A 25,087-nucleotide genomic window follows, 5' to 3' on the forward strand; every position below is an offset into this window, starting at 1 on the left:
GCATGTCAGAAGATTTGAAACAAGCTATCACTCAAAACGCGCAAGGCCCTGCAAAGGCCTCTGGCGACGCCGGCAGTGTTGAGCAGCACAAGCTGACTGATCAAATCGAAGCAGCTCGCTTTCTAGCCTCGAGAGATGCCACGAAGTCGAAGCGTCGTGGCTTGGTCTTCAACAAGATTGTTCCACCGGGGGCCGAGTAACCGTGTTGTCCTGGATTTCCAATTGGTGGTCACCCAAATCCGTGCGAGCGCACAAACTAAGCGCGAGTCGCATCGTGCGCGCACGTTATGATGCTGCGGTGACCACCGACGATAATCGGCGCCATTGGGCCTATGCGGATGGGCTTTCGCCCAACGCATCCAATAGTGCCGAAGTTCGCCGAATCCTTCGAAACCGTGCTCGGTATGAAACGGCCAACAACTCGTATGCCCGCGGGATCGTTCTGACCCTCGCGCATGACGTCGTCGGTACCGGCCCCCGGTTGCAGATGCTTACTGGCGACTCTGAAGCCAATCGTCGCATCGAACAAGCCTTCATGCTGTGGGCTCGTTCGGTGCATCTTCCTGAGAAACTCCGCACGATGCGGATGGCTCGCGCCACGGATGGCGAATCTTTCGCTGTCCTCACGAACAATCCTCGCCTCAATACGGAGGTCCAACTCGATCTCCGCCTCGTCGAGGCAGACCAGGTCACGACGCCCGATCTCGATCGACTTTCCACCATGGCGGTCGATGGGATCGTCTTTGATTCCGCTGGGAATCCGCTCGAGTACCACATCCTCCGGCATCACCCGGGGGACCGTTTCTATTCGGCTCGCAGCGAATACGATCGTATCCCCGCAACATCCGTACTCCACTGGTTTCGTGCCGATCGCCCCGGTCAAACGCGTGGAATTCCGGACATCATGCCGGCTCTTCCCCTCTTCGCACAGCTTCGGCGATTCACGTTGGCCGTTCTCGCTGCCGCAGAAACCGCAGCCGACTTTGCAGGGATCCTCTACACCGATGCCCCTGCCAATGGGGAAGCCGATGCAGCCGAGCCATTCGAGCCGATCGAGCTTGAGAAGCGAGCGTTGGTAACGATGCCTGGCGGTTGGAAGATGGCTCAAATGCAGGCCGAGCAACCATCGACCACGTATGGGGAGTTTAAGCATGAACTGCTCAACGAGATCGCGCGATGCTTGAACATGCCTTTCAACGTCGCTGCAGGCAATAGTTCGGGTTACAACTATGCCTCAGGTCGTCTCGATCATCAGACGTACTACAAAGCGATTCGAGTCGAACAATCGCATCTCGAGCGAATCATCCTCGATCGCATTCTCGCCGCTTGGCTTGATGAAGCCGCTCTTATCCCTGGTTTGCTACCAGACGGACTCGGTCCCTTTGCGCAGTGGCCCCATCAATGGTTTTGGGATGGTCACGAGCATGTCGATCCCGCCAAGGAAGCCAACGCACAGGCAACACGGCTCGCCAGTCATACCACCACATTGGCAGATGAATACGCCAAGCGAGGCCAAGACTGGGAGACTCAGCTTCGCCAACGCGCGAAGGAAATCGCACTGATGTCAGAGCTTGGTCTCGCAACCGAGACGCTGATGCCTACCACTCAACAGGAAACCACGAATGTCGAAGACGAGGAAGTCCCTGCCGATGACGCTTAAGCCCCAGCACAACCAAAGCCAATTGAGCCTCTCCGCTACCGCGGTCCTCGATATTGATGCATCGGCAGACGGCTCCAGTGCAGCCGCGCTACCGAAGTTCCGCATGGTGGCCTACACCGGCGGGCCGATGCGCGTCGCTGGTTGGCGATACCCCGTGATCCTCGACTTGGCCGGCCTTGCGATCCCATCACAATCGCGACCCATTCGCTTCGGACATGACCCCCTCTCGGGTGTCGGTCACACGGATGCGATCCGAGTCGAAGGTGGCCAGCTCATCGCTACCGGCATCGTCTCTCGCGATACCCCTGCTGCCAGGGAGGTCGTGGTGAGTTCGAAAAACGGATTCCCGTGGCAAGCCTCTGTGGGCGCTGGCGTGGATGAATTCGAGTTCGTCAAGGAAGGTCAAAAGGTAACCGTCAACGGAACGCAATACAGCGGTCCGGTGAACGTCGTCCGTAAGTCCTCGCTTGGTGAAATCAGTTTTGTAGACCTTGGTGCCGACGGAGCAACGAGCGCAAGCGTTGCCGCTCAGGCATCTGCAACCCCAGGAGAAGTTTCCATGGACGATTCGCAAGCCTCAACGCAGGAAGACAGTCAAACCACCTCGACCGCAACGGTCGCGCCATCGCCGGCACCGAGCGAGCCCGCACTAACACACCCCGAGGTGAACGCCGCGATTGAAGCGATGCGAGTCGCCCATGCAGCAGAGCTCGAACGGATCGGTGCGATTCGTCAGATTTACAATGGAACGCTTCCAAGCCTGGAGGCCCGTGCCATCCGTGAAGGTTGGAATGTGGAAAAGGCTGAGCTGGAGAAGATCCGGGCAACCCGCCCTGCGGTTCCGGCGATCCATGTCCAACAAAACACCATCAACTCGAACGTTCTGGAGGCAGCTTGTTTCCTGGCAGCCGGCCTCTCGAACGTCGAGCAAGTCGCTGACTCGCAGTCCCTCGATCTCGCGGCGCGACGATTCCGCGGGGGAATCGGATTGCAAGAACTCCTCCTCGAAGCCGCATGGGCCAACGGATACTCGGGGCGCAACTTCCGCGATCACCGAGCGGTGATGCGTGCTGCGTTTGGTAGCTCTGTCGAAGCCAGTGGGGTTAGCACCATCGACATCGGTGGTATCCTGTCGAACGTGGCGAATAAGTTCCTGTTGGATGGCTTCTTCAGCGTCGAACGGACTTGGCGCAACATCTGCGCGGTTCGCAACGTCTCCGATTTCAAAACGGTGACCAGTTACCGATTGATCGGTAAGGACCAATACGAGTTGGTCGCCCCTGGTGGTGAGCTCAAGCATGGGAACCTCGGGAACGAGAGCTACACGAACCGGGCCGACACGTATGGTTTGATGATGGCTGTCGATCGACGCGACATCATCAACGATGATCTCGATGCCATTACCACGATCCCGCGCAAGCTCGGTCGAGGATCCGGACTCAAGATCAACGATGTGTTCTGGTCCATCTTCATGGCCAACTCGGACTTCTTCAAGACCGCGAACAAGAACTTCATCAGCGGAGCGTCGACCGCGATGGGGATTGATGGATTGACCGAAGCGGAAGTCACCTTCATGGAACAAGTCGACTCGGATGGCAAGCCGATTGGGGTGATGCCTCTGATCTTGTTGGTTCCGCCTTCTCTCTCGGCGCTTGGTTCGCAGCTCTACAAGTCGATGGAGCTTCGCGACAACACGGCTGGCAATAAGTACCCGGTATCGAACCCCCACCAGAACAAGTTCAAGGTCGAAGTGAGTCGGTACCTGTCCAACTCGCAGTACACCGGCAACTCGGCGAAGGCATGGTACCTCTTGGCCGACCCCACTGACCTGCCAGTCATCGAGGTCGCGTTCCTCAATGGCCAAGAATCCCCCACGATTGAAACCGCCGAAGCGGACTTCAACGTGCTTGGTGTCCAAATGCGTGGTTACCACGACTTCGGTGTGGCACTGCAAGACCCACGTGGTGGGGTGAAGGCCAAGGGCGAAGCGTAGTTCCTGGTAAGCAACCCTCACTGAAATTCAATCACGGAGTTTGAAATGGCGAAAGCAACGTTTGTTCAAGATGGCGACGCCATCAATTACACGCCAGAGACGGATCTGGCATCAGGAAGTGTCGTCGCGGTCGGCGATTTGATTGGCATCACGCGGACAGAGATCAAGGCGAACAACCTCGGTTCTCTCGCTGTGGCGGGTGTCTTCGATATCGCGAAAGATCCTGCGGCGGTGATCAGTGCTGGCACCAAGGTCTATTGGAAAGCCGACGACCAAGCGGTCGTAACGCTCCCAACGGGGAACAAGTTGGTTGGAAAAACTATTGCGACAGCCCCTGCGGGGGCTACGACCGCACGCGTGTTGCTAACCCACTGATTCGATTCCTAACGGATTCTCCCCAGATGATTCCATCGATTCGATACATGCTGTTATTCATTCCGCTGTTGTCGTTCGCGATCGGCTGTGATTCCAAGGAAGTTCGGGTGAGGTCTCTTTCGACTCCGCCCACCGAGCAACCGACTGCGAATCTGCCGGTCGAACTGCATCAACGGAATTGGACTGGCAAGCTCAATCAAGGAAGCTGCGTTCACGCTTCCCTGGTGAACCACTTCCGATGGCTCAATCAATATGAGCTTGGTGAGCGATGGCGTGCGACCTACAGCGATGGGGAATGGGATTCCCGATTGCGGGACCGACTCGATGCTGCAGGTATCGACTATAGCTACACGCTTAAAGCCGATCCGCGGTTCCTCGATTGGGCCAGCGCCACACGTCGTGGTGCGATCCTTTGGTGGAAGCCAGCCCACTGCTGCACCTTCGTTGGCTGGGTAATGCGTGATGGAAAGCAATACGCAGCCATTCTTGATAACAACTACCCCGGTCGATTCGAACTCACCCCTCGCGATCAGTTCATTCGACTCTGGGCCGGTTACGGTGGATTCGCGCTAACCGTGATCCACGATCCAGCTTCTTCTCTCACGTATCGAAGTTACGAGGTGTACTAAGCCATGAGCGATACTGTACGAATTCGTCTGAGCCTTGGATTGCTCGTTGTGGCTGTTGTCCACGCGATTCTCGTCGGGGTGGTATTCACGGCGCTGCATGATTCCCCCGCGAAGGATAGCTATACGGAATTGCTAAAGGAGCCACCTTTCCGTCCCAGCAAACCGAGCATTGGCCAAATCGAGAAACTCGATGAGCCGCTTCCTGTGAACATCCAAGCGCAGCAGGAGATCAAGCAAGGGATCTTTGGTAATCGAACAGGGCGATTCTTTCCTGTTCGAACTCCCAGCGTTTATCCGAGCGTCTATGCGGTTCCAAGAACTACCGAAAGGGCTCCCCTTTGCACTGATCCGAGCAAATGTCCATTGCCAGCTTCTGGCAATAGTCCCTCTGCGCAACCTGTGATCGTTCCTCCCAAAGGGCCGGATGGATCTGCGTTCAAGGATCCAATCCAGCCACCTCTCGTGGTGACTCCGGTGAAAGCACCAGAGAGCAAAGCGTACCAACTGGCATTGTTCGTGGGCGATGACTCGCAAAGCCGGCGGCTGATCCAGTGGTTCGAATCGAATCCGAAGCTTCTCAAGCTACGTGAGCTCTGTGAATTCCAAATCTATACCGAATCGAACCCACTCTACCGAGAACGCTTCGCAAGCATCGTTCCTCGTGAACAGTTTCCGGTGGTACTTCTGCAAGATGCGAAAGGAGGACACATTCACGCGGCGGGGCGAGCCATGATCCCTTCCACGCCGGAGGAGCTCTATTCCGATCTGCAGTATGGATACCAACTCTACGAGCAAGCCCTTCAAGCGGAGAAGACAGGAGCTATTCGATCGGCTGGGTATTCGTGGGATGAAATGATCTCTCCCACGATGACGCTCTTCTCCCAAGATTGTCCCGACGGATTCTGTCCGATCGATACCAGCGATCGATTGCGACCAGGGGCCCGGATTCGCGATCGGTTGTTCGATGAAGTGAACGATGGCCGCAGCGCCATTCTTTGGGCTTCGGCTGGCGAAATGATCACGCTTGCCTTGATCGTCGTTGCTGTCTTGCTGTTGGGTTTCATTCTTATCAAACGAGGAGTCTAAACGTGACGACGTCGATTATTGCACTAGTTGTGGTCTTGGTATTGTTGGCGGTTGCTATTTATCCCAAGAAGTCAAACACCTCCCAAAGCTCGTCTGGATTGCCAAACCCATGGGACTCGTCGAGCTTGCGAGTGCGCCAAGTCCGCGAGGAAGCGGATGCGATCGCTGATGAGTTTCGCCGCAAAGCGGAAGAAGCTTGGCGAGCGGAGCTTCGGCAGAAAGCATCCCAGCTCCTAGCTGATCCCAAATGAGAGATCTCTTAGCCGAAGGGCAAAAGTGGCTGTCCGGTCAACTCTATCAGCACATGTCGCGAGAGATCATCTACCGGCGCAATGAACTGAGCGTGTTGATCCGAGCCACTATCGGAAAGTCCATGTACGACCAAGACGACGGGGAGGGAATCGTTACCCGCAGTCAGGTTCGAGACTTTCTGATCAACACTCGCGATCTCACGACCTCCATCATCGGATCGCTCCCCAAAGCGGGGGACACCATTGTGGAGATCGATGACGAGAGCGAATTCACCTACGAGGTGATGTCGATGGGGAGCGAGCCTCCCTGGCGATACAGCGATCCCTTCCGTTTGAAGTTACGCATTCACGCCAAACAGGTTTACTCACAGCCTTCATGACTACGATCCTTCAGGTTGCCGACAGCGTCACCGAGCAGCTCAACGCAGCAGAGTTCGATCAGGACTTCGTGGCGGAACGCCTCTATGTACCGAACTTCGATCTAGAAGACATGAAGGAGCTGCGAGTCAGCGTCGTCCCCCGCGATGTGGAGATACTTCCTCATGATCGATCCCAAAATCGATACCACTGCCGCGTGGACATCGCCATTCAGAAGAAGTTCTCACAGGGGTCGAACCAAGAGATCGATGCCTTGGTGGATCTGGGCGAAAAGATTGCTGATGAGTTCCGGCTTAAAAGGCTATTGTCCTTTCACGCAGCTCGCTGCATTAAGGCGGAGCACACAGTGCTCTATTCCAGCGAGCATTGGGAGCAGTTGCGACAGTTCACCAGTCTCCTGACGCTTACCTTTGAGCTTTCGCGATGATCCGGTTAAGTGTTCGCACACAATTCGATTCTCGGAAGCTGCAGCGCAAGACGGAGCAAGCGACGTTCCGTTCGCTGCGGCATGCTGGAGGCGCGATCCGACTCACAGCGCGCCGAAGTATCCGCCGACGCAAAAAACCATCACTACCTGGAACACCTCCACATACACCAACCGGTCACCTGAAGCGGGTCTTCCGTTACGAAGTCTCCAACGACAAGACCAACGTTCGCATTGGACCCGTGAATGAGTTCGCAGGGAAGATTTGGAACTTGCATGAATTTGGTGGCAAAGCCAAGGGGCGCAGGCTGCTCAAAGCCCATCGATTTCAAGTCGGCGAATACGGACCGATTCGAATCAAACAGCGAGGCTTCAATACCAAGTTTGCACGTATCCAATTGCAAACACCCGCGCAAGCCAATCGTGCGACGCGGTTGATTGAAGAAGAGAACACCCTACGACAGAACGAAGTTCGAAACTACCCCAAACGTCCGTTCATGAAACCCGCATTGGATGCCAATCGCTCCAGACTGCCAAAGTTCTGGGCTAACAGCGTGAACTAAAGGAGAAGATTCTCAATGGCCGAAGTCGTACTCGGTCTCGATGCCGTTCTCAAAATCGACGGTGACGAGATCAAAAACTGCAAAGATCTTACCGTGTCGCTTGAAAAGGCGGAGGCCGATGCGAGCACGCGAGATAATAACGGGTGGCGTGCCACCGTTGGCACTCTCAAGGATGCCTCCATCGAGTTCACCGTCCTCAATAAAGTAGGGGACACCACTTTCGCAATGATTCAATCTCTCTTCATGTCGGGGGATCCCTGCGATGTGGAGATCAGCGACGCGGGGGGAACTCTCTTGCTCACTTGCGAGGTGATGCAGTTCAACGTCAATCAGAACCTCGAAGAGGTGATTGCTGCCGACGTGACACTCAAACCAACCCAGTCTTCCACCGGTACCGGGGTGAATGTCGGAACGCCAGCGCCTGGGGGAGGAGGCACCTAATCCATGAAGAAGTTCATCGATTCGCAAGGTCGTCCTTGGGTAGTGGATGTCAACGTTGCCACGATCAAAAGGGTGAAAGGACTTGCTGGCATTAATCTCTTGGAAGTTGTGGAAGGAGAATTGGTCGAACGTCTCAGTTCGGATCCGATTCTTCTTTGCGATGTTCTCTACTCTGTTTGCAAGCCTCAAGCGGACCGGGAAGGAGTCTCCGATGAGGATTTCGGAACCGGATTGGCAGGGGAAGCCATATCGGAGGCCACCAAAGCACTTATCGAAGCGTTGGTGGACTTCTTCCCGGAGCCGCGACGCCGTCTGCTGCAGAAAGCGGCGGCGAAGTTTCACCAGGTGCAGACAAAGGCGTTCCAGATGATCGAGACGAAGCTGGAGAGTTCCGACATCGAGGCGCAGATCATGCAGCAACTCGAGCAAGAACTTCAGCAAGCGATACCGAGCAACTCATCTTCCGCTTAGCAGGAGTCTTTGGGATCGATCCGATGCCATTCACGCTGCGTGAGTTGGTGTGGATGGTGCGCGGGAAGCGAGAGCACGATTGGAGTTTGGCAAGTCATGTGATGGCTCTCTTAGCTGAAATCAATCGCGATCGCAAAAAACGCCGCAGACCATTTCGAGCCGAGGAGTTCAATCCGATGTTCTCCGCTCGTCCGAAGCCGATCCCTTGTTCCGTTTCTCAATTGGCCAAGATACTCAACGTTCCATTGCAGTCATGAGTTCGACCAACGCGCAGAAAATTCGAGGTGGCAAAGCGATGCGGGGACTCCCTGAGTTTCCGAACGAGCCGATGCCCCTGTGGATTGATCCAACGGGTCAACTCAGCGCAGCGGAAATCAATGCTTTGCCTCCGGACTTGGAGAACTACGTTCCGAAGTCGCGCGAGCTTACCATCAATGGTGTCGCTTACGATCTTAGTGAAGATCGTGAATGGGACCTGGCAATCGAGGGACCGCCGGGGCCCCAGGGCGAACAAGGCCCGCAGGGTGAGCCCGGTCCGCAAGGTATCCAGGGAATTCAGGGAGAGCCGGGACCAGCCGGCCCAAAAGGTGATACCGGTGATGTTGGCCCACAAGGAATCCAAGGTGAACCAGGTCCTAAAGGGGACAAGGGTGATCCCGGAGAGATCGGTCCCATCGGTCCATCAGGTCCCCAAGGCATTCCTGGAGCGACTGGCGCACAAGGTCCCAAGGGTGATCCCGGTGAAAAGGGAGATCCCGGTACCAGCGTGACGCTCAAGGGAAGCGTCGCTACGGTTGCTGATCTGGACGACATTGTAAGTCCGACAACGGGTGACCTATATGTTGTCGTGGCCGATGGAGAAGGGTATGTATTCAATGGCTCAACATGGGATAACGTCGGTCCCATTCGCGGTCCCAAAGGGGACAAAGGCGACACCGGTGCAACGGGTAGTCAGGGAGAGCCTGGCCCACAAGGCATCCAGGGAGAACCTGGTCCGAAGGGTGATAAGGGAGATCCCGGAGAACCTGGACCGCAAGGCTTAACTGGTCCCCAGGGTGAAACCGGTCCGACAGGCGCAACGGGGCCTCAAGGCATCCAAGGTGAGCCTGGGCCAGCGGGGCCTGCAGGCCCAACGGGCGCGACTGGTCCGGAAGGCCCAGCGGGTGCAATCGGTCCGCAGGGACCTAAAGGAGAAACTGGCCCGCAAGGCATTCCGGGCGAACCTGGCGCTGTAGGTCCAGCAGGACCGGAAGGCCCACAAGGTCCGCAGGGGCTTCAGGGCGAGCCTGGCCCGACAGGCGCAACAGGCCCTCAAGGCATTCAAGGAATCCAAGGCGAACCGGGACCGGCAGGTCCCAAAGGGGACACCGGAGATACGGGCCCACAGGGCGTAACTGGCCCGCAAGGGGAACCTGGCGCACCAGGTCCAAAAGGCGATAAAGGTGATACCGGTGATGTTGGTCCCATAGGTCCAACCGGTCCCATTGGTCCCCAGGGCGATCCCGGTTCAATCGGTCCAGCCGGGCCGCAGGGTGAGACTGGTCCCCAGGGGGAACCCGGTGTTCAAGGAGAGGTTGGACCTCAAGGAGAAGCGGGCCCACAGGGGGCTACCGGTCCCCAAGGTCCGCAGGGCATCCCTGGTGAACCGGGAGACGCAGGTCCAATGGGACCAACCGGCCCAATAGGGCCTGCCGGGCCTCAGGGTGAACAGGGCCCGCAAGGTATACAAGGCATTCAAGGCGAACCAGGTCCAACGGGACCGACCGGCGCGACAGGTCCTCAGGGGCCACAAGGCTTGCAAGGCATACAGGGCGAGACCGGTCCCGCTGGTCCGACGGGCGCTACCGGACCGCAGGGGATTCAGGGTATCCAAGGCGAAACAGGACCAGCCGGCCCCGCTGGCGTGCCAGGTCCGCAGGGGCCACAAGGAATCCCCGGACCAAGCGGTGCCGATGGCGATGGTATTGCCTACTTCGGCCAAGTGACTCTTTCGAGCGGCGCAGCAGCTCCACCGAGCTTCGGAGACTATGTTGCGCTATCGGGTACACCAACTCTCTTGACGGGCGCCAATGGATTCTCTGCTGGGGCTTCGGGACTCTCTATTCAGAACACAAGCAGCGATACGTTGCTGGTGCAAGCGCATGCGTCAATCGTTTTGACGCAAGGCACCAACAAGATCCTTCGGGTGATCTTCTACAAGAACAGCACTCCCATCAACACATCCGAGAAGGAATCGCCAACAACTCCGGATGTGAATCTCGTCGAGCTCACGACCGAGGCACTCGTCGAGCTTGCACCATCGGATGTGCTTTCCCTGCGTGTAACGTCTGTCAATTCAACCGATGTGATCACGGCTTCGCTGGGTAGTCTCATTGTCGGAACGATCGGCCGACAAGGGACACCTGGCCCCAAGGGTGATAAAGGTGACCAAGGCGATCCTGGTGTTGGCGGTGGTTCACCGGGTGGATCGAACACGCATATTCAGTTCAACGACGACGGAGAGTTTGGGGGAACGAGCGGATTCGTCTTCAATCCAATAACTATCTGTGTTGGCATCAACACCAGCGTTCCCACATCCAAATTGGATATCGTGGGACAAGATGGTATGCGCATCACCGGTGTTGAACCGTACATGACCATGCGCGATAGCAGTGCGTTCTTGGCTGGGGTACGGCTTAAAAACGTCGGGAGCAGCTTGGTGTTCTCGGTGGATACCACGGGAGCTGGAACGTTCACTGACAAGGCGATATTCACATCGGATTGCAATCTTGGCGTGAACATGATCAACCCAACCTCAAGGGTCGATGTGGTCGGTCAGGATGGGCTACGTGTTACGGGATTCCAGCCGTTCATCACGCTTCGCGACTCTAATGATTCCAACAAGGGATTCCGAATCCAAACTTGGGCAGGAAACACAATCCTCTTGAACGACGCCGTTGGTGACGGAACTTTCGTCGAGAGACTCCGAGTCACGGGTAACGGGAACGTCGCTGTTGGCGCCGAAGTGCCGTTAGCGAGGTTGCATGTTCGGAGTTCCAACGCAGCAGCGGCTGCAAGATTGGACAACAACAGTTCAGACAACGCAACATTGGTCATCGATCAAACTGTGCCGAGCACTGCGTCGCGCCCTGCCATCGTCCTTATGAAAGGCGGCACGACCTGTTTAGTTTTGTCTTGTGACGGGATGGCGCCGGGCCAAACCTATTATGACGCGCAGGGAGTTAATGGACTTCATCAGTTCTTCACCCAGGGCGCAGAACGATTCAAAATCGACAGCACTGGAATAAAAACAACTGGTCACATCGCTGGCAGCTATAGCCTCCTTGGTCCTAACAGCACTGCGATGCCGTTTGCTTCGGTTACCGTTGTGCAACTACCCGTGTCTGCACCTCTGACGTTGACGTCATCGGTACCTGCTGCGGGGACCATTTGCTTTCTGATCATTGAATCTCAGGGCACTAACTCTCGGACCGTTAACTTCAATCCCTCCCACTTTTTCGTCGCTGGCGCGGTGAATACTGGAGCGGTGGCTGGGAAGACCTTTACTCTCACGTTCATTTCAAACGGGAACCGTTTGATTGAAACAGGAAGGGCGGGGCCAGCCGGATGATCACACTCACTCTCCATCGACCTGATTACTCGGGCGAAAACCTTACCCTCAAAATCTGGACCTTGGCGGGAGTATTGGTCAATGCAGGAGGGGATTCGTTCGTCGAGTCCCCAACGGCATCCGGTCGATTTGAAGCCTCCATCGACGAAGCATTACCTGAAGACGAGTATCGCTGCGATGTATTGCTCGACGGTGAGGTCGAATTCTTCGGACGATTGTATCCTCGATACAGCTTCGAGATCGGTAACGATGCCTCCGTCGGATCGGGACCCGATATTCGCCAGATTGAGTTTCAGTTTGTGGCGAACGATGCTCCGGTCTCAGGCGTCGCCCTGCGCGTCGCCGGCCGCACTCTCTTTAGTGATACCAACGGTATGGCGAGAGTCTGGCTTACTCCAGGTCTCTATACCGCTCGTTTCATTCCTCCGACTGGATATGAAGACATTCCCGAGATCGCCATCACAGTGGATAACGAAGACCTCCAGCAAGAGATCGGCCTAACGCTCGCGACATCGAGTCTAGTGCCGACACCGGAGACCTGTGTCGTCACTATCCATATAGCGGACCAATTCGGTACCTCGCTCGCGCAGATCCCTGTGCATGCGAGACTCCCCAAAGGATACGCCATCGTCGAAGAAACGCTCAACATCAACACGCTAACAAGCGGCGCGACGGACTTGGACGGATTGGTGTCACTCCTTCTATTGCGTGACCAAGACTACGACCTGCAAGTGCGGAGACCTACCGAAGGGATGGTCACCCTTCGTATTCACGTTCCCAACGCTCCGACAGCAAGCCTCAGTCAAGTGGTGGAGGTTTAATCGATGTCCCAAGTCAAAGCCGGCGCTGCCTACGTTGAAATCTCGACACGCCATTCACAATTGTTGAAAGGACTACAACAGGCTCAAAAGCAACTGCAGAGTTTCGGTCAGTCCACTCAATTGCTCGGTACACGCTTGATGAGCATGGGAACTGCCGCAGCACTCCCTATGGCAGGTAGCATGGCGGTCTTCGCTTCCTTCGACGATGCGATTCGCGAAGTGCGGGCGGTGACACAAGCAACCGAAGTCGATTTCGAACGCTTGAGAAATAAAGCCAAGCAGCTCGGTGCAACGACCAGCTATTCCGCTTCCGAAGTGGCCAAGCTGATGGCAGAGTTAGGTCGCGCCGGCTTCAACCCGGATCAGCTCATCGCCATGACGGGTGCGGTCATGGACTTGGCCCGTGCCACCGGAATGGATGCAACACGCGCGGCGGGAATAATGGCTGCCAGTATCCAGCAATTTGGTTTGTCCGGAGAAGACGGCACACGGGTGGCCGATGCTCTGACGGTAGCAGCCAATAAAACATTCAATTCGGTGGAGGCCCTGGGGGAAGCTCTGAAGTATGCGGCCCCCGTCGCAGCCGATGCCAACATGACTCTCGAAGAGACGCTCGCCATCTTGGGTACTCTTGGAAACATGGGGATTCAAGGAAGCGATGCAGGGACTTCGCTTCGTCGCCTTCTGACTCTGAGTGCAGCCGAAGCCCAAAGCTTCCAAGAGGAATTCGGCGTCGCAACCATGGATGCTGCTGGGAACTCTCGCCGTCTGATCGATATCCTCGGTGAAGTATCGGAAGCAACAAGCAAACTCCCCACAGGGGAACGAGCTGCCAAGTTCGCGCGTGTGTTTGGGATGCTCGGGATCACCTCCGCAAGCGCGATTGGAAAGTCGGCAGCCGATACGCGGGTTCTCCTCGAAGACCTGAAAAATGCAGGTGGGACTGCGTCGAGGACCGCCAAAGAGATGGAAGCCGGGATCGGAGGCGCCTTCCGGATTCTCAAAAGCTCGATCGAGGGGCTAGCTATCGCGATCGGTGAATCGCTCAGCAGTTCACTGCAATATCTAAGCAATGCCCTCTCGGGAACGTTGACCGGCGTCATCGCTTGGATCGAGAAGAACCATCAAACGATCAAGCTCGTAGCCAAGGTAACATTCGCCATTCTAGCGATGGGAACGGTTGTTGTTAGCTTGGGAGCGATGTTCTCGTTTGTTGGAGCTTCTATCAGCGGATTCTTAACCACTCTCGGTTTCGTATCGGGGATCCTGTCAGCGATAGGAACCCTCTTCGCCGCACTTATTTCCCCGATCGGTCTCGTTTCGATGGCCGTCGTCGGACTGGGAACCTATCTGCTTTATGCATCGGGCTTGGGCGGGCAAGCTATCCAGTGGCTCGGTACGAAATTCGACACGCTCCGATCGGATGTCTCCACCGCGCTCGGTGCCATTGGCAAAGCACTTACGGCAGGAGATCTCAGCACTGCGGCCAAGATCCTTTGGTTGACGCTCAAACTGGAATGGATGCGAGGGATCCGAGCTCTCACCGAGTATTGGGTAGCATTCAAGGATTCGATGCTCGCTGTCACCGATGCCATGACTTATGGCATCGCCCAAGGGATAAGCGATGGTTGGGCCGGTATCGAAGTTGCGTGGGTCGAAACCATTGGATTCCTTGCGGATGCTTGGTCTCTTTTCACTGGTACCCTCACTAAAACATGGTACTCGACGGTCGGCTTTATCAAGAAGGCTTGGACGCGACTGAAAGGAATGTTCGATTCCGACATCGATGTGAACGCAGAAGTGCAGCGTATCGATCAGGAAACGACCTCCCTAAACGACAACGCCGACCAAGCGATGCTCGATGCAATCGGTAAGCGAGACCAAGATCGCAAGAACCAGCGAGCTCAAATCGAATCCGAGCGGCAAGGGCGCGCCGATGCCCTAGAGCAGGCCAAGCAATCAGACGCGGCGACGAGGCAGCAGCAAGGTCAATCGGCCATCGATGCCGCTGCGCAGGAGCTCGAACTAGCCAAACAGGAATGGCGAAAAGCGATCGAAGACCTCAATACCGAGGAATCGAAAGACAACGCGCCCTCTCCGCTCGATCCCTCGATGGCAGCATTGAAGCAAGCCCTCTCTGCATCGGGAGCCTCTGTGAACATGGAGAAGCAGACAGCTGAGGCGAAATCAACCTTCAATGCCTTTGCCATTCGAGGGCTTGGCGCCGATCGCTTGTCTGATCGTCAGCTTCAAGCCGCAGAACAAACTGCTGCCAACACTCGGAAACTGATTCAAGTCGTCGCAGATTCTCGTTTGTCCTACAGCTAATCCCCATGGGCTTCTCGTCTCTAGCAACCACCTATCTATGACTGCTTGGATTGCCGAACGTTATGACTCGCGCCCTTCCAGCGAAGGGGACGACAATCGAGCCGACTTGATCTATGTCGTGCGCGGCACGGACGACGAAGCAGAAGTGCGTAGCCTTGTGAAGGCCAATGCACCCGAGAACTACTTTGATCTGAGCTTGGTGCAGATCGATACCGAACCGCAGGGTGGAGATCTTTGGTATGCCACCGCTCGATACCAACTGATCGAATTTCCAAGCGACTATGAATTTGATACTTCCGGTGGGACGCAGCGTATTTCAACGAGCTTGGCGACATTGCAACGATTGTCAGTGCCTGGCTACGTCGCCCCCAATTATCAAGGAGCCATCGGTGTTACCGAAGACCGAGTGGAGGGTGTCGACATCACCGTTCCGGTCTTCAATTTCTCCGAGACCAAATACCTCGATGCCCTGACCGTCACCCCTGCATTCAAATACAACCTCTTTATCCTGACAGGCAAAGTCAACGGCGTGCCTTTCAAGGGCTATGCAAAAGGGGAACTGCTGTTTCTGGGGGCTACAGGGAGCAAGCGTGGGCGCGAGCGTTGGGCCATTACCTACAAATTCGCTGCCAGCCCCAATGTCGTCAACCAACCGATCGGTGATGGTGGGCTCTTAGTCAGCAAAGAAGGTTGGCAATACCTGTGGGTGCGATTCGTCGATGATGAAGATCCAACAGCCAAGACGTTGATCAAACGCCCCGTGGCTGCGTATGTCGAGCAAGTCTATCCCTATGGTGACTTCAGTACACTCGGAATTGGAGTCTGATCAATGGCGGAGCCATTTCGAAAAGTACAACCGGGAGATCCTTTGCGGATTCCAGCGGAGGCTTGGAACGCGTTGATGGATCTCTCTCAATTCCAAAGAAATCAGCGACACAATCAGCTCTCCGATACAGAAGGCACCTCGAGGCAAACGTCGCTTGCCAAGGTTCGCAATCAAACCGGGGTCGACTTGGATCGATTCTCCATCGTTGCACTTGGCTCTCCCATTGTTTCCCCGACGGACAATCTCAACGAGTTCAAAAACCAATCGAACTTTCAGGGGCTCCTTCCCTCTGCTAATACAAAATCGCGTTTCGGGATTCTGCTGGAGCCCCTTGGGGAAAACAGGATCGGAACCGCGGTGGTGAGCGGCTGTGTCATCGCAAGAGTTTCGGTTGGCATGCAAGTCTATGACTGTGTGGAAACCGTGCCTGGTGAACATGGCTTTCTGCGAAATGTCCCGCATGGTCCTGCGTCGGTCATGTGGATCGAATCGACCGGTACCATCCGCTGGGCCGTGATTCGCTTCGATAACGCGAACTACGAAGAGGTCGTCTTCATCACCAGCAACATACCGGATGCCAATGGCTATTACCCAGGCGTGGTCCAACGATTCGATGTCGCTTCGCAAACTTGGAACACAGTCTTTAACTGCAAAGTGGTGGATGCTAATCGATGACCCTCTCTTCGCGCCGCTACATCGCTACTGCTGTTCAAGGCAAAGTCGATGACCTCCCGGTCTATGCCGCAACCTGTGCGCAAAAACGCTCCGGTCAAAACGCGAAACGGCAGCTAGGGCGCTTTCTAGGTATGAACGATGGTAGCCCTTTGTATGCAGTATCGAGTTGCGAGTTTCCCCACATGGGACGCTACCTCATGCGCTATCTTGGATTGGCCGACTTGCCAGTCTATGCCCTCGTCTGTTGTGAACAGTCCTCAAGCGGATCCTCCGGTTCCAGCGGTCAATCTGGTTCAAGCGGCCCCTCGGGATCCAGTGGGACAATTGGTTCGAGCGGCCCATCAGGCTCGAGCGGACCTTCTGGCAGCCAGGGCTCTCTAGCATCGTCCGGTCTTTCCGGTTCATCCGGTTCCTCGGGCCCAAGCGGTAGCAGTGGAAGCCTAGGTTCGAGTGGTAGCAGCGGCCCATCCGGCTCCGCTCCCTCCGGGAGTAGTGGTCCCAGCGGGAGTGTTTCCGGAAGCCAATCCGGTTCATCAGGCTTCTGTCCCAATCTGTGGATCGGTGTGTTCTTCAATGGACCCTCTGGTGGTCTTTGTTCCATCGGCGAGTCAACGGAAGTAACCCAAGTCGGCGCAGTTAATGAGCTGAATGGATGCTCCGCGATCTATGGTGAATATTCCTTCTGGGCTACCTGCTCGGAAGTACCGCCGACCAACTGTTACTTTCCGAATCCCTTCTTTAGCTGGTTGACGTGGTATCAAGGAGCGGACCCAAGACAGCTCGCAGCCGACTTGGGTATTCCTGCCGAATGCTACCTGGAATTGAATCCCATTCCCAATTGCTGCAGTAACGGTTCTGACTTGGAGATAGGTGAATGATGGCAAGTTGCATGGACGCCAATCCCGCGATGACTCCCGATGCGATGATGGAACTGATTGCACAGTGTCCGCCGGGGCCTTGGCCCAATGGATGGGGAACCTGGGATAACACCATCGAAGCCCACCAGCGGTTGGTTGATCAGTTCATCGACAACCTCAAACCCAGTCACGCGACCTACTCCCAAGAGCGGGGCATCGTCATCGCAGGGGGAGGACTCAAGTACTTCCCAAGCGTGTGGGTGAACGTCAATCTCCTCCGCCATTTCGGATGCACACTTCCGATCCAACTGTGGTATTTGGGAGATGGCGAAATGGATCCCTACATGAAGCGACTGCTCGCGCCCCTCGGCGTCGAGTGCGTCGACGCGCGTGAAGTTGAAAAAGAACACCCCTGCCGGATCCTATGTGGCTGGGAATTAAAACTTTTTGCGACGCTCCATTCACCGTTCGCCCAAGTTCTCTTCCTCGACGCCGACAATGGAGTCGTGTGCGATCCCACGTATCTGTTCGAGTGCGACGAGTACAAACGCCACGGCGCGGTGTTCTGGCCCGACTACGCATGCTGGACTCTCAAGCCCGGAGTGTGGCGCATCTTCGGGATGCCCGACATGGCCGAACCGGAAGTGGCCGAGCATGAACGCGCGTTCGAATCGGGACAATACCTCATCGATAAACGTCGATGCGATCGCGAGCTGCGATTATCTCTACTCTATGCCGAGCATTCCGACTTCACGTTCCAACATGTCTATGGTGACAAGGAGTGTTTCCATCTGGGATGGCGACGATTGGGCTCGGAATACGCGATGCCGAGCGCCGGCCCTGGGTGGAATGTCCACACCATTGTTCAATACGACTTCCGCGGTCAGATCCTCTTCCAGCACCGTTGCCAAGACAAATGGCGATTCGGAGGTAATCGCTTTAATGATTCTTTGGCCAACGAGCAGTTCTGTTTCGATCTAGTCCATTCGCTCGCTTCGATGTGGAGTGGTGTTCTCTGGAGAAACGAACAGCCAACCTCGAACGAACAATCCTTGATCGAGTCCATCCAGGGCAAGAAGGCAATCTATAGACGCGTCGGTTACGACGAACGGGTTTTGCAATTCGATGGCGACCGAATGATTGGCGAAGGTGCTGCCGAGTGCGAACGTTGCTGGCATGTGAACCAAGTCGATAGCGGCATGGTTCTCACGCTCTCCCGAGTGGATCGTCCCACCTGCCATCTCCGGCAGCGAGACCCACAAACGTGGACGGGGCAATGGCTCGAATACGAGCGAATGCCGATCGAACTGGTCTTTCTCGATACCTAACTCCCGAAAGTAACTGCGATGTCGTTCCCTGCTTGTTACCAAGTCTATGGTCGAGACTTCTTCATCGAGCCTGCAAGTGCTCAATTCGCGAACGCCGTCTTTCAAGATGAGTACCAAGTCGATGTGCTGCGATCCCATCAGGTGCGAACCATCTTGGACATCGGCGCCCATGTGGGCAGCTTTACGGTCCTGTGTCATCACTATTGGCCCGAAGCTAGGATCGTCGCCGTCGAGCCCCATCCAGAAAGCTTCGAACTGTTGGTTCGCAACACGGAGCATATCCCCGAAGAGAATCTGACACTCATTAACGCCGCAGTTGCCCCCGAAAGCGGTCGCTGCATCCTCTCGTCGCCCGTTTCGCATAGTCGTGTAAGCGAGTACGTCCCCAAAGTCTGGGAATCTATTGAGCCGAGGCATTCTGATTTCGGTTTGCAGGTCGATTGTATCTCTCCGAAAGATCTCTGGAAGAAGCTTGGCGATGTCGGCATCGACGAGATCGACTTACTCAAACTGGACTGCGAGGGAGCCGAGTATTTGATCGTCTCTGAATTCGCAGCCTTGGGGCTCATGGAACGCATTGGATGGATCCGTGGCGAGTGGCACAGCCGCAAAGACAATCTCCTACTGGCCGGCTTTCTAGGCCAGACTCACGTGTTCAATATCGATCCGAATCACCCGCACTCCGTGGGAATGTTCGTGGCGCATCGCGCGTAAGTGTGGTCATGGAATTGTGGATCAAAACGGGTGGGGGGAATCAACATCTTACGATCAAACCTGCTCTTGGATCGAATCGATCGAATCCGTGAGGCCTGCCAATCGCAAGGCCTTCTTCCAACTCTTAAACCGCAATTCCAAAAGTCTCGCAGCCGCCATGTTGTCGCAGGCGAAGTCGATAAAACGCATGGGCTTCCCCTGCTGAAACCGATCACGCAACAGTTGGAATATCTGTTCATCACTCAGTTTTGGACTCGTAGGTCCATAGTAAAGACGAGTCGTGTCGACGCCGGCTTCCTTTAAGGCGTTTCTCCACGAACCAAATGTAGCAATCGCGGCCTTATAGAGCTTAGAGTCAGACCGCCGAACATTCATCGCCTTCACGGAATAGAGCTTCGCGACATGGCTGCGTATCTTTCCAACTACAGCGCCGGGGGCAAGTGCCTTGTTGCATACCGGTCGCAAACGTACCCCGGCGTAATCGAGGGCTATCTCCCATGTTCCAAACAGAGAGCATGCTTCTTCGAACAAGTCTTTGTGCAACTGACTGACAGATTCTTCGGTCAGCGTTTGATGCAGGCTCTCCATCTCGAGGATTTTTCGAATCACTTGTTTCCTTTGGGTATCAATCGAGTTCATGCGCACTACCCCTCGCTTCCTTCGACGATTTCTCGGAACCCAACAAGCAATCCTGCATGTTGTTCGGCAAGCTTCGCATGCACGCGTTCATTCGCCATTAGGGACCGAACGTAGATGATGAGCTTCAAAAGGTTGTAGGAGTACTGGCGGTACAATCCAGCATAGAACTCTTGTTTTTCCTCGACCTCTTGTAGGCGTTTAAGGAGGTCGTCGTTCTTCTTCTCAGACTTCTCCCATGGTGAAAAGCCGTTGGCAGGAAGCTTGGCCCTTTTTGCTACTGGAGTTTTAAGAATGAGCCCTCTAACGAATGGAACGCTGAAGTCGTTGCATGATTCCATCAGCTCAAGGATTTCTATCTGCCGCTCGGGTTTTACATACCTCAATTCCCTTGCCACATTCTTTGGTACCTTGCCTGTCTCAAAGGCTTTCGCAACCGAAGGATGTAGTTGTTTCAAAAGTGATTGATTCAGCCTGTGCCCGATGCTGCTGATACCAAATGCAGCGGCAATCGTCTTTTCATCCAATTCCTCGAGCGATTTTCGCAGCATCCGCATCTCCTGGGAGTGGCTGAGACGATTCACCATTCGGTTGCCGGTGAATGCCTCACACTCATTCCAGATGATGCAGGGAACACGCTCGATTCCCATCTCGAGCAGTATCTTGTATCGCTGGTAACCATCCAGAATCACATAGTCGCCGTTCTCTGGGAATACGACGAGTGGCTCGATCAGGCCTACCGACCGAATGCTTGCTGCGATTCTTTGAAACTCGCGATTTGAAATCTCGCGAGAAACTCTTGGTTTTAGACGCACAATCGGTAAGTCGAGACCTTTAATTAACGCATCGTTCGGCGGCATTTGTAATCCTCTCGTTTCTATTGCTATTCATACTTGAAGTCACCCATAAGTTCAGGACGTTGATCCAACCCTTCTTCCGCTAGAAGTCGTCGAAGTTCCTCGTCTCGCCAGATTGCGTTGATCCCGGTGAGGAGCGTAAGGAATCGATTCTCTTTGTGTTCGGCCTGCTTGACGTAGTTCGTCTTCTGCTTGGTCGCGTCTGCGATGTCCTGTTTCAGCTGATCGACCGTGTAGTCTTTCTTCGATGCAGCACGTTTTTTGCCGCTGCTGGCATACTGCGTAATGATCTTTCTCGCATGCGCAAAATTCGCTGTAGTGACAATCCCTTGATCAAATGCATCCATCAGCAGATGCTGAAGTTGTGAGTTATCCGAATTGGTCACCTGCAACGCAAAAGTGATCGGGAACACTCCTTGCTCTACACCGAGAATCAGTCTTTCTTCGCCTTGCTCAATCAGTCGGATGTATTGCCGAATGTACTCTGCTGTCTTGCATGCAACCTTGGCGATTTTGGTGTACTCCCATCCTTCGTCTCGCAGTCTCTTGAGTTCGCGAGCGAAGTCCATCGTCCCCGGTTTAGTCCTGGCAATGTTCTCTACAAGTGATTGAAGGTAGGCTTCTTTCCGTGTGCAGGTAACAACCTCGGCTAGTACACGCGTTTTCCCGAGTTCCTTGTGGGCAAGCAGACGACCTTCGCCGCAAATCAGTTCGTAGAAACCTGTTTTCTCAAGGAACTTGTCGTTGACGCGAATCGGTTTCATCAAACCAAGTTCGCTGATGCTGCTAACGTTCATCTTGAACTGGTCGTTGTCGCGATCACGTGAATTGATGACCTTGATCAACTCGACTGGGACCTCCTCGTAACGGCGGTCACTAAAGGACATGATGTTTGATTCTGGTTCCATAATCACCTCATTGGACTAGGTTGGTTAAGAAGTCCAGGTTGCGATGCCCCAGAAGCTCGATGTTCTGTGAAGAGCAAAACACCCGGAAGGATCGATCGGTCTGAATCCACTTGGGCAGAGCGATGTATCCGAGAATTCGTAGCTGCGCCGGCTCGGCGAGTAGGACACCAAGCGTCAGGTCGATCACCGCACGTGAATCGCGTCGTAGTGGCCAATACGCCGCGTATCCGTGCGGAGTGGGAACAACCGGCTGAAGCGAAAGAGTGAGCTTGCGATCAAGAACCAGAAAGTCAGCGTAGGAAAGAACTTCACCAAGTACTGTTTGAAGTTTTGCCTCTACATCGCGTCGAGCTTCGTTTCTGAGAGGGGTAAAAAGCTGTTGGAAGGCAAAATCCAAAGATCCAAACTTCTGGCCATAACAGGCTGCTGATGGGAGTTCTGCCGCTCGCATCAAACTTGGACGCAGGAAATCATTGTTTTCGAAAACCTTTTGGAGTCCCGCGAGCATGTTCTCGGACTCGTATTTGTCTCGACGGCGCTGGAAGATTTCTTGTGCTTTCAAGAAGAGTTCGGATTCGATAATTCCATCGAATGCGTCAGGAGTCTTGACCCACTTCTCTTCAGGGTTCTCCCGCCTGGGAGTTTTCAGCTTTTGCGTTGTTCGGTTGTAGACGATCGTCCCCACGTACTTCTCGTTTTGCAGGATGCTTTTGACCGATGATTTGCTCCATCCCATTCCTCCGGGCGAGAGGATTCCCTCTCGATTTAACGCTTTAGCAATCTGACGTTCAGAGTGGCCTTGGTTGACAAAGTCGTCAAAGATGCGGGCCACGACGCGTGCCTCGTCTGACGCCGAAGGGGTAAGAGTAACCCGCTGATTCTGGATGCTTTTACGTTGGCCCGGAGCGAGAGGGTGCAGTGGGTGTTTGGATTCGTCGAGGAGAAGTCTGTCGAGTCCATATGGAGGTGGTCCGCCCGCCCAATACCCTTGCTCTGAGATCTTGACGCACCCTCGCCAGACTTTGTCGCTCAGCTCTTTGCTGTACTGGGCAGCTCGGAATCGCTCGAATTGAACGTAGACGGGATAGAGCGGATCGTCCTCTCTCGGCTTACCGATCGTCGTATAGATGACCTGCTTACCAGCCTTCTTGCATTCAGCGCTAAACTGGGCGGATAGATCGATGTCTTGGAATCTCCCCCAGCGACTCACATCGAGACAGAGGATGTATTGGAAGTCATTTCTTTTCTTTACCCAGTTCTCCATCATGTCCGTGAACGCAGGTCGGCCTTCAGAGGTCAGGCCCGAGCGACCGTGGTCAGCAAACTCTTCGATGATCTCAACACCATGGTTCTTTGCCCACTCGCGGACCTGGTCTTGTTGAATGGGGATCGAGTTTTCCTGTCTGTCTTGTGCTGAGTGCCGGTAGTAAGCGATCGCTCGTACCGCTGCTGGAAATGGAGCCGAATTCAAATCTTCAATTTCCCACCAATTTGCCATGTCTGGATCCTCCTGGACTTGTTCCGGAATCGCGTGACTGGAATGCGCGTATCAGGTCCATGAGTTACGATGGATGGCAAGAAACCTCAAGCCGCTGTCTTGCGAGTGTGGGACGTTATCTGCGAATAAGAAAAGACTTTCAGGAGAGGCCTACAGAATTAACGGGGCTTATTGCAGTCGACGGCGGTACTCTCTGGCCATAGTGGACTAGTGCGGCAGATTTCTGCGCAACAAAAGTGGCACAACATACTGGCGAATGACCAGAAGTGTTACGATTTCGGCCCTCTTTAGGGGGTAGACCTCACGTCATTCTACTTCGCGACTTTGACTAAGCTACAGATGAAGAGCTTTTGGATGCTACCAAACTTGTTATGATGCGTCCGGTTCAATCCCGATGAGTTGGACAAGCGTCCTGGATCGTAAACGTATTCGACACTGCCTATCGGAGCTGTGTTAGGAGCCGCAACGATGAAGTTGATTTCAGAGGATCGATGGCTATCTGTGGAAGAGATCGCGGATTACCTAGGGATCAAAAGAGATACGGTCTATAAGTGGATCGATCGGAAAAAGATGCCTGCCCACAAAGTTGGCAGTTTATGGAAATTCAAACGCAACGAAGTCGACGATTGGGTGCGGTCGGGCGGGGCTGCTGAACCCAACGAATTGTCAAAGCCAAGATAGCTTCCACTTGTTCAACGAGAACCGTATTCATGACAGCGAACACTAATCATTTGATAAAACCAGGGAGTTTGGTAAGCGGACCAACGTTGCCTGAGCGTATCGAAGTATTAGCTGTGGTCCCCATGGGTGATTCGCTCAAGATCATTGGCAGGGGACAAAAAACTGGTCTGACGCATGATCCAATTCTAAATCCATTCCAGATTGGGCAACTTGTCGTTTCCGCCGAACGTGAGCCATTTGATGGAGACGCTCGACTGTTCCGATTAGGAGTTGAAGCTCAACGGCTAGGGTTGGCCTACGAGTACGATCCATTCTTCTCCCTTTCGATAGCGAGGGTTGACCCGCTGCCCCATCAGCTGGAAGCAGTCTACAGCTATTTTCTCAAATTACCTCGCATCCGCTTTCTGCTGGCAGACGATCCGGGAGCAGGCAAAACCATCATGGCAGGCCTGCTGCTGAAGGAACTGAAAGCAAGAGGATTGGTGCGCCGTGTATTGATCGTTACACCCGCAAACCTCACATTCCAATGGCAACGAGAACTTTCTGATAAATTTCGGGAGAAGTTCGACGTAATTCGTGGTGACGTACTCCGAGCGAACTACGGCCAGAACCCTTGGCAGGAGCGAGATCAGGTCATTACTTCGGTGTCTTGGGTTTCAATCATCGAAGACGCCCGCGAAAGCCTTTTGAGATCGCGATGGGACCTAATAATTGTCGATGAAGCCCACAAGATGAGCGCTCCGGCAGAAGATCGTAAGACGTACGCATACCGACTCGGTGAATCGCTCTCTAAGATGACTGACCATTATTTACTGATGACAGCAACGCCACATAAAGGTGACGCTGACCACTTTCGTCGATTCCTTGCGCTGCTCGACCCAGACGTCTATGGAAGCATCCAAAGCCTCCAACATGCATTGCGAGATCACGAGGCTCCGTTCTATTTACGTCGAACTAAAGAAGCGCTCGTAACGTTTCCATCGCCAGACACAGGCGAAGTACGCAAGCTTTTTACCAAACGCGAAGTACGCACGGCCGCATTCGATTTGAACGGCGAAGAGCTGGATTTCTACGACG

General features: G+C 54.6%; 26 protein-coding genes and 1 pseudogene. 23 read left to right on the top strand and 4 right to left on the bottom strand.

Going from position 1 to position 25,087, the window contains the following annotated elements; genetic code table 11:
- The first annotated feature begins 2 nt into the window (after nucleotides 1-2).
- The 21 genes from VN12_RS22915 to VN12_RS23015 all read left to right on the top strand — a co-directional run bounded on the left by VN12_RS22915 (nucleotide 3) and on the right by VN12_RS23015 (nucleotide 19,430).
- Nucleotides 3-200 (top strand): hypothetical protein, encoded by a 198-nt coding sequence (locus tag VN12_RS22915; protein WP_146679024.1) that lies wholly within the window; start codon nucleotides 3-5, stop codon nucleotides 198-200.
- Nucleotides 201-274: 74 nt separating this feature from the next.
- Entirely contained in the window at nucleotides 275-1,660 is a 1,386-nt protein-coding gene (locus VN12_RS22920) for a phage portal protein (protein ID WP_168164601.1), read from the top strand.
- A complete protein-coding gene (locus tag VN12_RS22925; RefSeq protein WP_146679028.1) occupies nucleotides 1,623-3,653 on the top strand; it encodes a hypothetical protein in 2,031 nt (676 codons plus the stop codon). Before VN12_RS22920 ends, VN12_RS22925 begins: the two co-directional genes overlap by 38 nt.
- Before the next feature lie 45 nt (nucleotides 3,654-3,698).
- The gene (locus VN12_RS22930; RefSeq protein WP_146679030.1) at nucleotides 3,699-4,028 is read left to right on the top strand and encodes a DUF2190 family protein; all 330 of its coding nucleotides are present in this window, start codon (nucleotides 3,699-3,701) and stop codon (nucleotides 4,026-4,028) included.
- A gap of 26 nt (nucleotides 4,029-4,054) precedes the next feature.
- Nucleotides 4,055-4,657, top strand: coding sequence for a hypothetical protein (locus VN12_RS22935; protein ID WP_146679032.1), 603 nt, complete (start codon nucleotides 4,055-4,057; stop codon nucleotides 4,655-4,657).
- A 3-nt stretch (nucleotides 4,658-4,660) separates the two neighbouring features.
- Complete coding sequence (locus VN12_RS22940) at nucleotides 4,661-5,743, top strand: hypothetical protein (RefSeq protein ID WP_146679034.1); 1,083 nt, start codon at nucleotides 4,661-4,663, stop codon at nucleotides 5,741-5,743.
- A 2-nt stretch (nucleotides 5,744-5,745) separates the two neighbouring features.
- Nucleotides 5,746-5,994 (top strand): hypothetical protein, encoded by a 249-nt coding sequence (locus tag VN12_RS22945; RefSeq protein WP_146679036.1) that lies wholly within the window; start codon nucleotides 5,746-5,748, stop codon nucleotides 5,992-5,994.
- Nucleotides 5,991-6,374 carry a hypothetical protein gene (locus VN12_RS22950; RefSeq protein ID WP_146679038.1) on the top strand — a complete coding sequence of 128 codons (384 nt, stop codon included), beginning with the start codon at nucleotides 5,991-5,993 and terminating at the stop codon, nucleotides 6,372-6,374. The genes VN12_RS22945 and VN12_RS22950 overlap by 4 nt, the downstream gene beginning before the upstream one ends.
- On the top strand, nucleotides 6,371-6,799 hold the full coding sequence (locus VN12_RS22955) for a hypothetical protein (RefSeq protein WP_146679040.1): 429 nt from the start codon (nucleotides 6,371-6,373) through the stop codon (nucleotides 6,797-6,799). Before VN12_RS22950 ends, VN12_RS22955 begins: the two co-directional genes overlap by 4 nt.
- Nucleotides 6,796-7,359, top strand: a complete 564-nt coding sequence (locus VN12_RS22960; protein ID WP_146679041.1) for a hypothetical protein — start codon at nucleotides 6,796-6,798, stop codon at nucleotides 7,357-7,359. The genes VN12_RS22955 and VN12_RS22960 overlap by 4 nt, the downstream gene beginning before the upstream one ends.
- Nucleotides 7,360-7,374: 15 nt before the next feature.
- Entirely contained in the window at nucleotides 7,375-7,800 is a 426-nt protein-coding gene (locus VN12_RS22965) for a phage tail tube protein (RefSeq protein WP_146679044.1), read from the top strand.
- Between the two features lie 3 nt (nucleotides 7,801-7,803).
- On the top strand, nucleotides 7,804-8,271 hold the full coding sequence (locus tag VN12_RS22970; RefSeq protein WP_146679047.1) for a hypothetical protein: 468 nt from the start codon (nucleotides 7,804-7,806) through the stop codon (nucleotides 8,269-8,271).
- Between the two features lie 23 nt (nucleotides 8,272-8,294).
- Nucleotides 8,295-8,528: a hypothetical protein gene (locus VN12_RS22975; protein WP_146679049.1), complete on the top strand. Its 234-nt coding sequence runs from the start codon at nucleotides 8,295-8,297 to the stop codon at nucleotides 8,526-8,528.
- Entirely contained in the window at nucleotides 8,525-11,881 is a 3,357-nt protein-coding gene (locus tag VN12_RS26720; RefSeq protein WP_146679051.1) for a collagen-like protein, read from the top strand. The genes VN12_RS22975 and VN12_RS26720 overlap by 4 nt, the downstream gene beginning before the upstream one ends.
- Nucleotides 11,878-12,702, top strand: a complete 825-nt coding sequence (locus VN12_RS22985; protein ID WP_146679053.1) for a hypothetical protein — start codon at nucleotides 11,878-11,880, stop codon at nucleotides 12,700-12,702. Before VN12_RS26720 ends, VN12_RS22985 begins: the two co-directional genes overlap by 4 nt.
- A gap of 3 nt (nucleotides 12,703-12,705) precedes the next feature.
- Nucleotides 12,706-15,030, top strand: coding sequence for a phage tail tape measure protein (locus VN12_RS22990; RefSeq protein ID WP_146679055.1), 2,325 nt, complete (start codon nucleotides 12,706-12,708; stop codon nucleotides 15,028-15,030).
- A gap of 37 nt (nucleotides 15,031-15,067) precedes the next feature.
- Complete coding sequence (locus tag VN12_RS22995) at nucleotides 15,068-15,856, top strand: hypothetical protein (RefSeq protein WP_146679057.1); 789 nt, start codon at nucleotides 15,068-15,070, stop codon at nucleotides 15,854-15,856.
- 3 nt (nucleotides 15,857-15,859) lie between these two features.
- Nucleotides 15,860-16,531, top strand: a complete 672-nt coding sequence (locus VN12_RS23000; protein WP_146679059.1) for a hypothetical protein — start codon at nucleotides 15,860-15,862, stop codon at nucleotides 16,529-16,531.
- Complete coding sequence (locus tag VN12_RS23005) at nucleotides 16,528-17,409, top strand: hypothetical protein (protein WP_146679061.1); 882 nt, start codon at nucleotides 16,528-16,530, stop codon at nucleotides 17,407-17,409. Before VN12_RS23000 ends, VN12_RS23005 begins: the two co-directional genes overlap by 4 nt.
- A complete protein-coding gene (locus VN12_RS23010) occupies nucleotides 17,406-18,716 on the top strand; it encodes a hypothetical protein (RefSeq protein WP_146679063.1) in 1,311 nt (436 codons plus the stop codon). Before VN12_RS23005 ends, VN12_RS23010 begins: the two co-directional genes overlap by 4 nt.
- An 18-nt stretch (nucleotides 18,717-18,734) precedes the next feature.
- Nucleotides 18,735-19,430 carry an FkbM family methyltransferase gene (locus tag VN12_RS23015; RefSeq protein WP_146679065.1) on the top strand — a complete coding sequence of 232 codons (696 nt, stop codon included), beginning with the start codon at nucleotides 18,735-18,737 and terminating at the stop codon, nucleotides 19,428-19,430.
- Nucleotides 19,431-19,484: 54 nt separating this feature from the next.
- Here the strand turns inward: VN12_RS23015 and VN12_RS23020 are convergent, their stop codons facing one another.
- The 4 genes from VN12_RS23020 to VN12_RS23035 are packed head-to-tail and all read right to left on the bottom strand — an operon-like array spanning nucleotide 19,485 to nucleotide 23,329.
- Nucleotides 19,485-20,069 (bottom strand): hypothetical protein, encoded by a 585-nt coding sequence (locus VN12_RS23020; protein WP_146679067.1) that lies wholly within the window; start codon nucleotides 20,067-20,069, stop codon nucleotides 19,485-19,487.
- Between the two features lie 5 nt (nucleotides 20,070-20,074).
- A complete protein-coding gene (locus VN12_RS23025; RefSeq protein WP_146679069.1) occupies nucleotides 20,075-20,926 on the bottom strand; it encodes a ParB/RepB/Spo0J family partition protein in 852 nt (283 codons plus the stop codon).
- Nucleotides 20,927-20,949: 23 nt separating this feature from the next.
- Nucleotides 20,950-21,810 carry a ParB/RepB/Spo0J family partition protein gene (locus VN12_RS23030; RefSeq protein ID WP_168164602.1) on the bottom strand — a complete coding sequence of 287 codons (861 nt, stop codon included), beginning with the start codon at nucleotides 21,808-21,810 and terminating at the stop codon, nucleotides 20,950-20,952.
- Between the two features lie 28 nt (nucleotides 21,811-21,838).
- A complete protein-coding gene (locus tag VN12_RS23035) occupies nucleotides 21,839-23,329 on the bottom strand; it encodes a recombinase family protein (protein ID WP_146679073.1) in 1,491 nt (496 codons plus the stop codon).
- 468 nt (nucleotides 23,330-23,797) lie between these two features.
- On the opposite strand from VN12_RS23035, the gene mads1 reads away from it, so the two are divergent.
- Nucleotides 23,798-24,010, top strand: coding sequence for a methylation-associated defense system helix-turn-helix domain-containing protein MAD1 (mads1, locus tag VN12_RS23040; protein ID WP_146679075.1), 213 nt, complete (start codon nucleotides 23,798-23,800; stop codon nucleotides 24,008-24,010).
- 122 nt (nucleotides 24,011-24,132) lie between these two features.
- Nucleotides 24,133-24,921, top strand: a pseudogene (locus tag VN12_RS26895) (DEAD/DEAH box helicase); the annotation flags it as partial.
- Nucleotides 24,922-25,087 lie beyond the last annotated feature (166 nt).

It is taken from the genome of Pirellula sp. SH-Sr6A (assembly GCF_001610875.1).
Lineage (GTDB): Bacteria > Planctomycetota > Planctomycetia > Pirellulales > Pirellulaceae > JBKCUI01.

Coding starts and splice junctions, on each gene's coding strand:
- VN12_RS22915 (WP_146679024.1), top strand. CDS start 3: ATGTCAGAAGATTTGAAACAAGCTATCACTCAAAACGCGCAAGGCCCT.
- VN12_RS22925 (WP_146679028.1), top strand. CDS start 1,623: ATGTCGAAGACGAGGAAGTCCCTGCCGATGACGCTTAAGCCCCAGCAC.
- VN12_RS22930 (WP_146679030.1), top strand. CDS start 3,699: ATGGCGAAAGCAACGTTTGTTCAAGATGGCGACGCCATCAATTACACG.
- VN12_RS22935 (WP_146679032.1), top strand. CDS start 4,055: ATGATTCCATCGATTCGATACATGCTGTTATTCATTCCGCTGTTGTCG.
- VN12_RS22940 (WP_146679034.1), top strand. CDS start 4,661: ATGAGCGATACTGTACGAATTCGTCTGAGCCTTGGATTGCTCGTTGTG.
- VN12_RS22950 (WP_146679038.1), top strand. CDS start 5,991: ATGAGAGATCTCTTAGCCGAAGGGCAAAAGTGGCTGTCCGGTCAACTC.
- VN12_RS22955 (WP_146679040.1), top strand. CDS start 6,371: ATGACTACGATCCTTCAGGTTGCCGACAGCGTCACCGAGCAGCTCAAC.
- VN12_RS22960 (WP_146679041.1), top strand. CDS start 6,796: ATGATCCGGTTAAGTGTTCGCACACAATTCGATTCTCGGAAGCTGCAG.
- VN12_RS22965 (WP_146679044.1), top strand. CDS start 7,375: ATGGCCGAAGTCGTACTCGGTCTCGATGCCGTTCTCAAAATCGACGGT.
- VN12_RS22970 (WP_146679047.1), top strand. CDS start 7,804: ATGAAGAAGTTCATCGATTCGCAAGGTCGTCCTTGGGTAGTGGATGTC.
- VN12_RS22975 (WP_146679049.1), top strand. CDS start 8,295: ATGCCATTCACGCTGCGTGAGTTGGTGTGGATGGTGCGCGGGAAGCGA.
- VN12_RS26720 (WP_146679051.1), top strand. CDS start 8,525: ATGAGTTCGACCAACGCGCAGAAAATTCGAGGTGGCAAAGCGATGCGG.
- VN12_RS22985 (WP_146679053.1), top strand. CDS start 11,878: ATGATCACACTCACTCTCCATCGACCTGATTACTCGGGCGAAAACCTT.
- VN12_RS22990 (WP_146679055.1), top strand. CDS start 12,706: ATGTCCCAAGTCAAAGCCGGCGCTGCCTACGTTGAAATCTCGACACGC.
- VN12_RS22995 (WP_146679057.1), top strand. CDS start 15,068: ATGACTGCTTGGATTGCCGAACGTTATGACTCGCGCCCTTCCAGCGAA.
- VN12_RS23000 (WP_146679059.1), top strand. CDS start 15,860: ATGGCGGAGCCATTTCGAAAAGTACAACCGGGAGATCCTTTGCGGATT.
- VN12_RS23005 (WP_146679061.1), top strand. CDS start 16,528: ATGACCCTCTCTTCGCGCCGCTACATCGCTACTGCTGTTCAAGGCAAA.
- VN12_RS23010 (WP_146679063.1), top strand. CDS start 17,406: ATGATGGCAAGTTGCATGGACGCCAATCCCGCGATGACTCCCGATGCG.
- VN12_RS23015 (WP_146679065.1), top strand. CDS start 18,735: ATGTCGTTCCCTGCTTGTTACCAAGTCTATGGTCGAGACTTCTTCATC.
- VN12_RS23020 (WP_146679067.1), bottom strand. CDS start 20,069: ATGAACTCGATTGATACCCAAAGGAAACAAGTGATTCGAAAAATCCTC.
- VN12_RS23025 (WP_146679069.1), bottom strand. CDS start 20,926: ATGCCGCCGAACGATGCGTTAATTAAAGGTCTCGACTTACCGATTGTG.
- VN12_RS23030 (WP_168164602.1), bottom strand. CDS start 21,810: ATGTCCTTTAGTGACCGCCGTTACGAGGAGGTCCCAGTCGAGTTGATC.
- VN12_RS23035 (WP_146679073.1), bottom strand. CDS start 23,329: ATGGCAAATTGGTGGGAAATTGAAGATTTGAATTCGGCTCCATTTCCA.
- mads1 (WP_146679075.1), top strand. CDS start 23,798: ATGAAGTTGATTTCAGAGGATCGATGGCTATCTGTGGAAGAGATCGCG.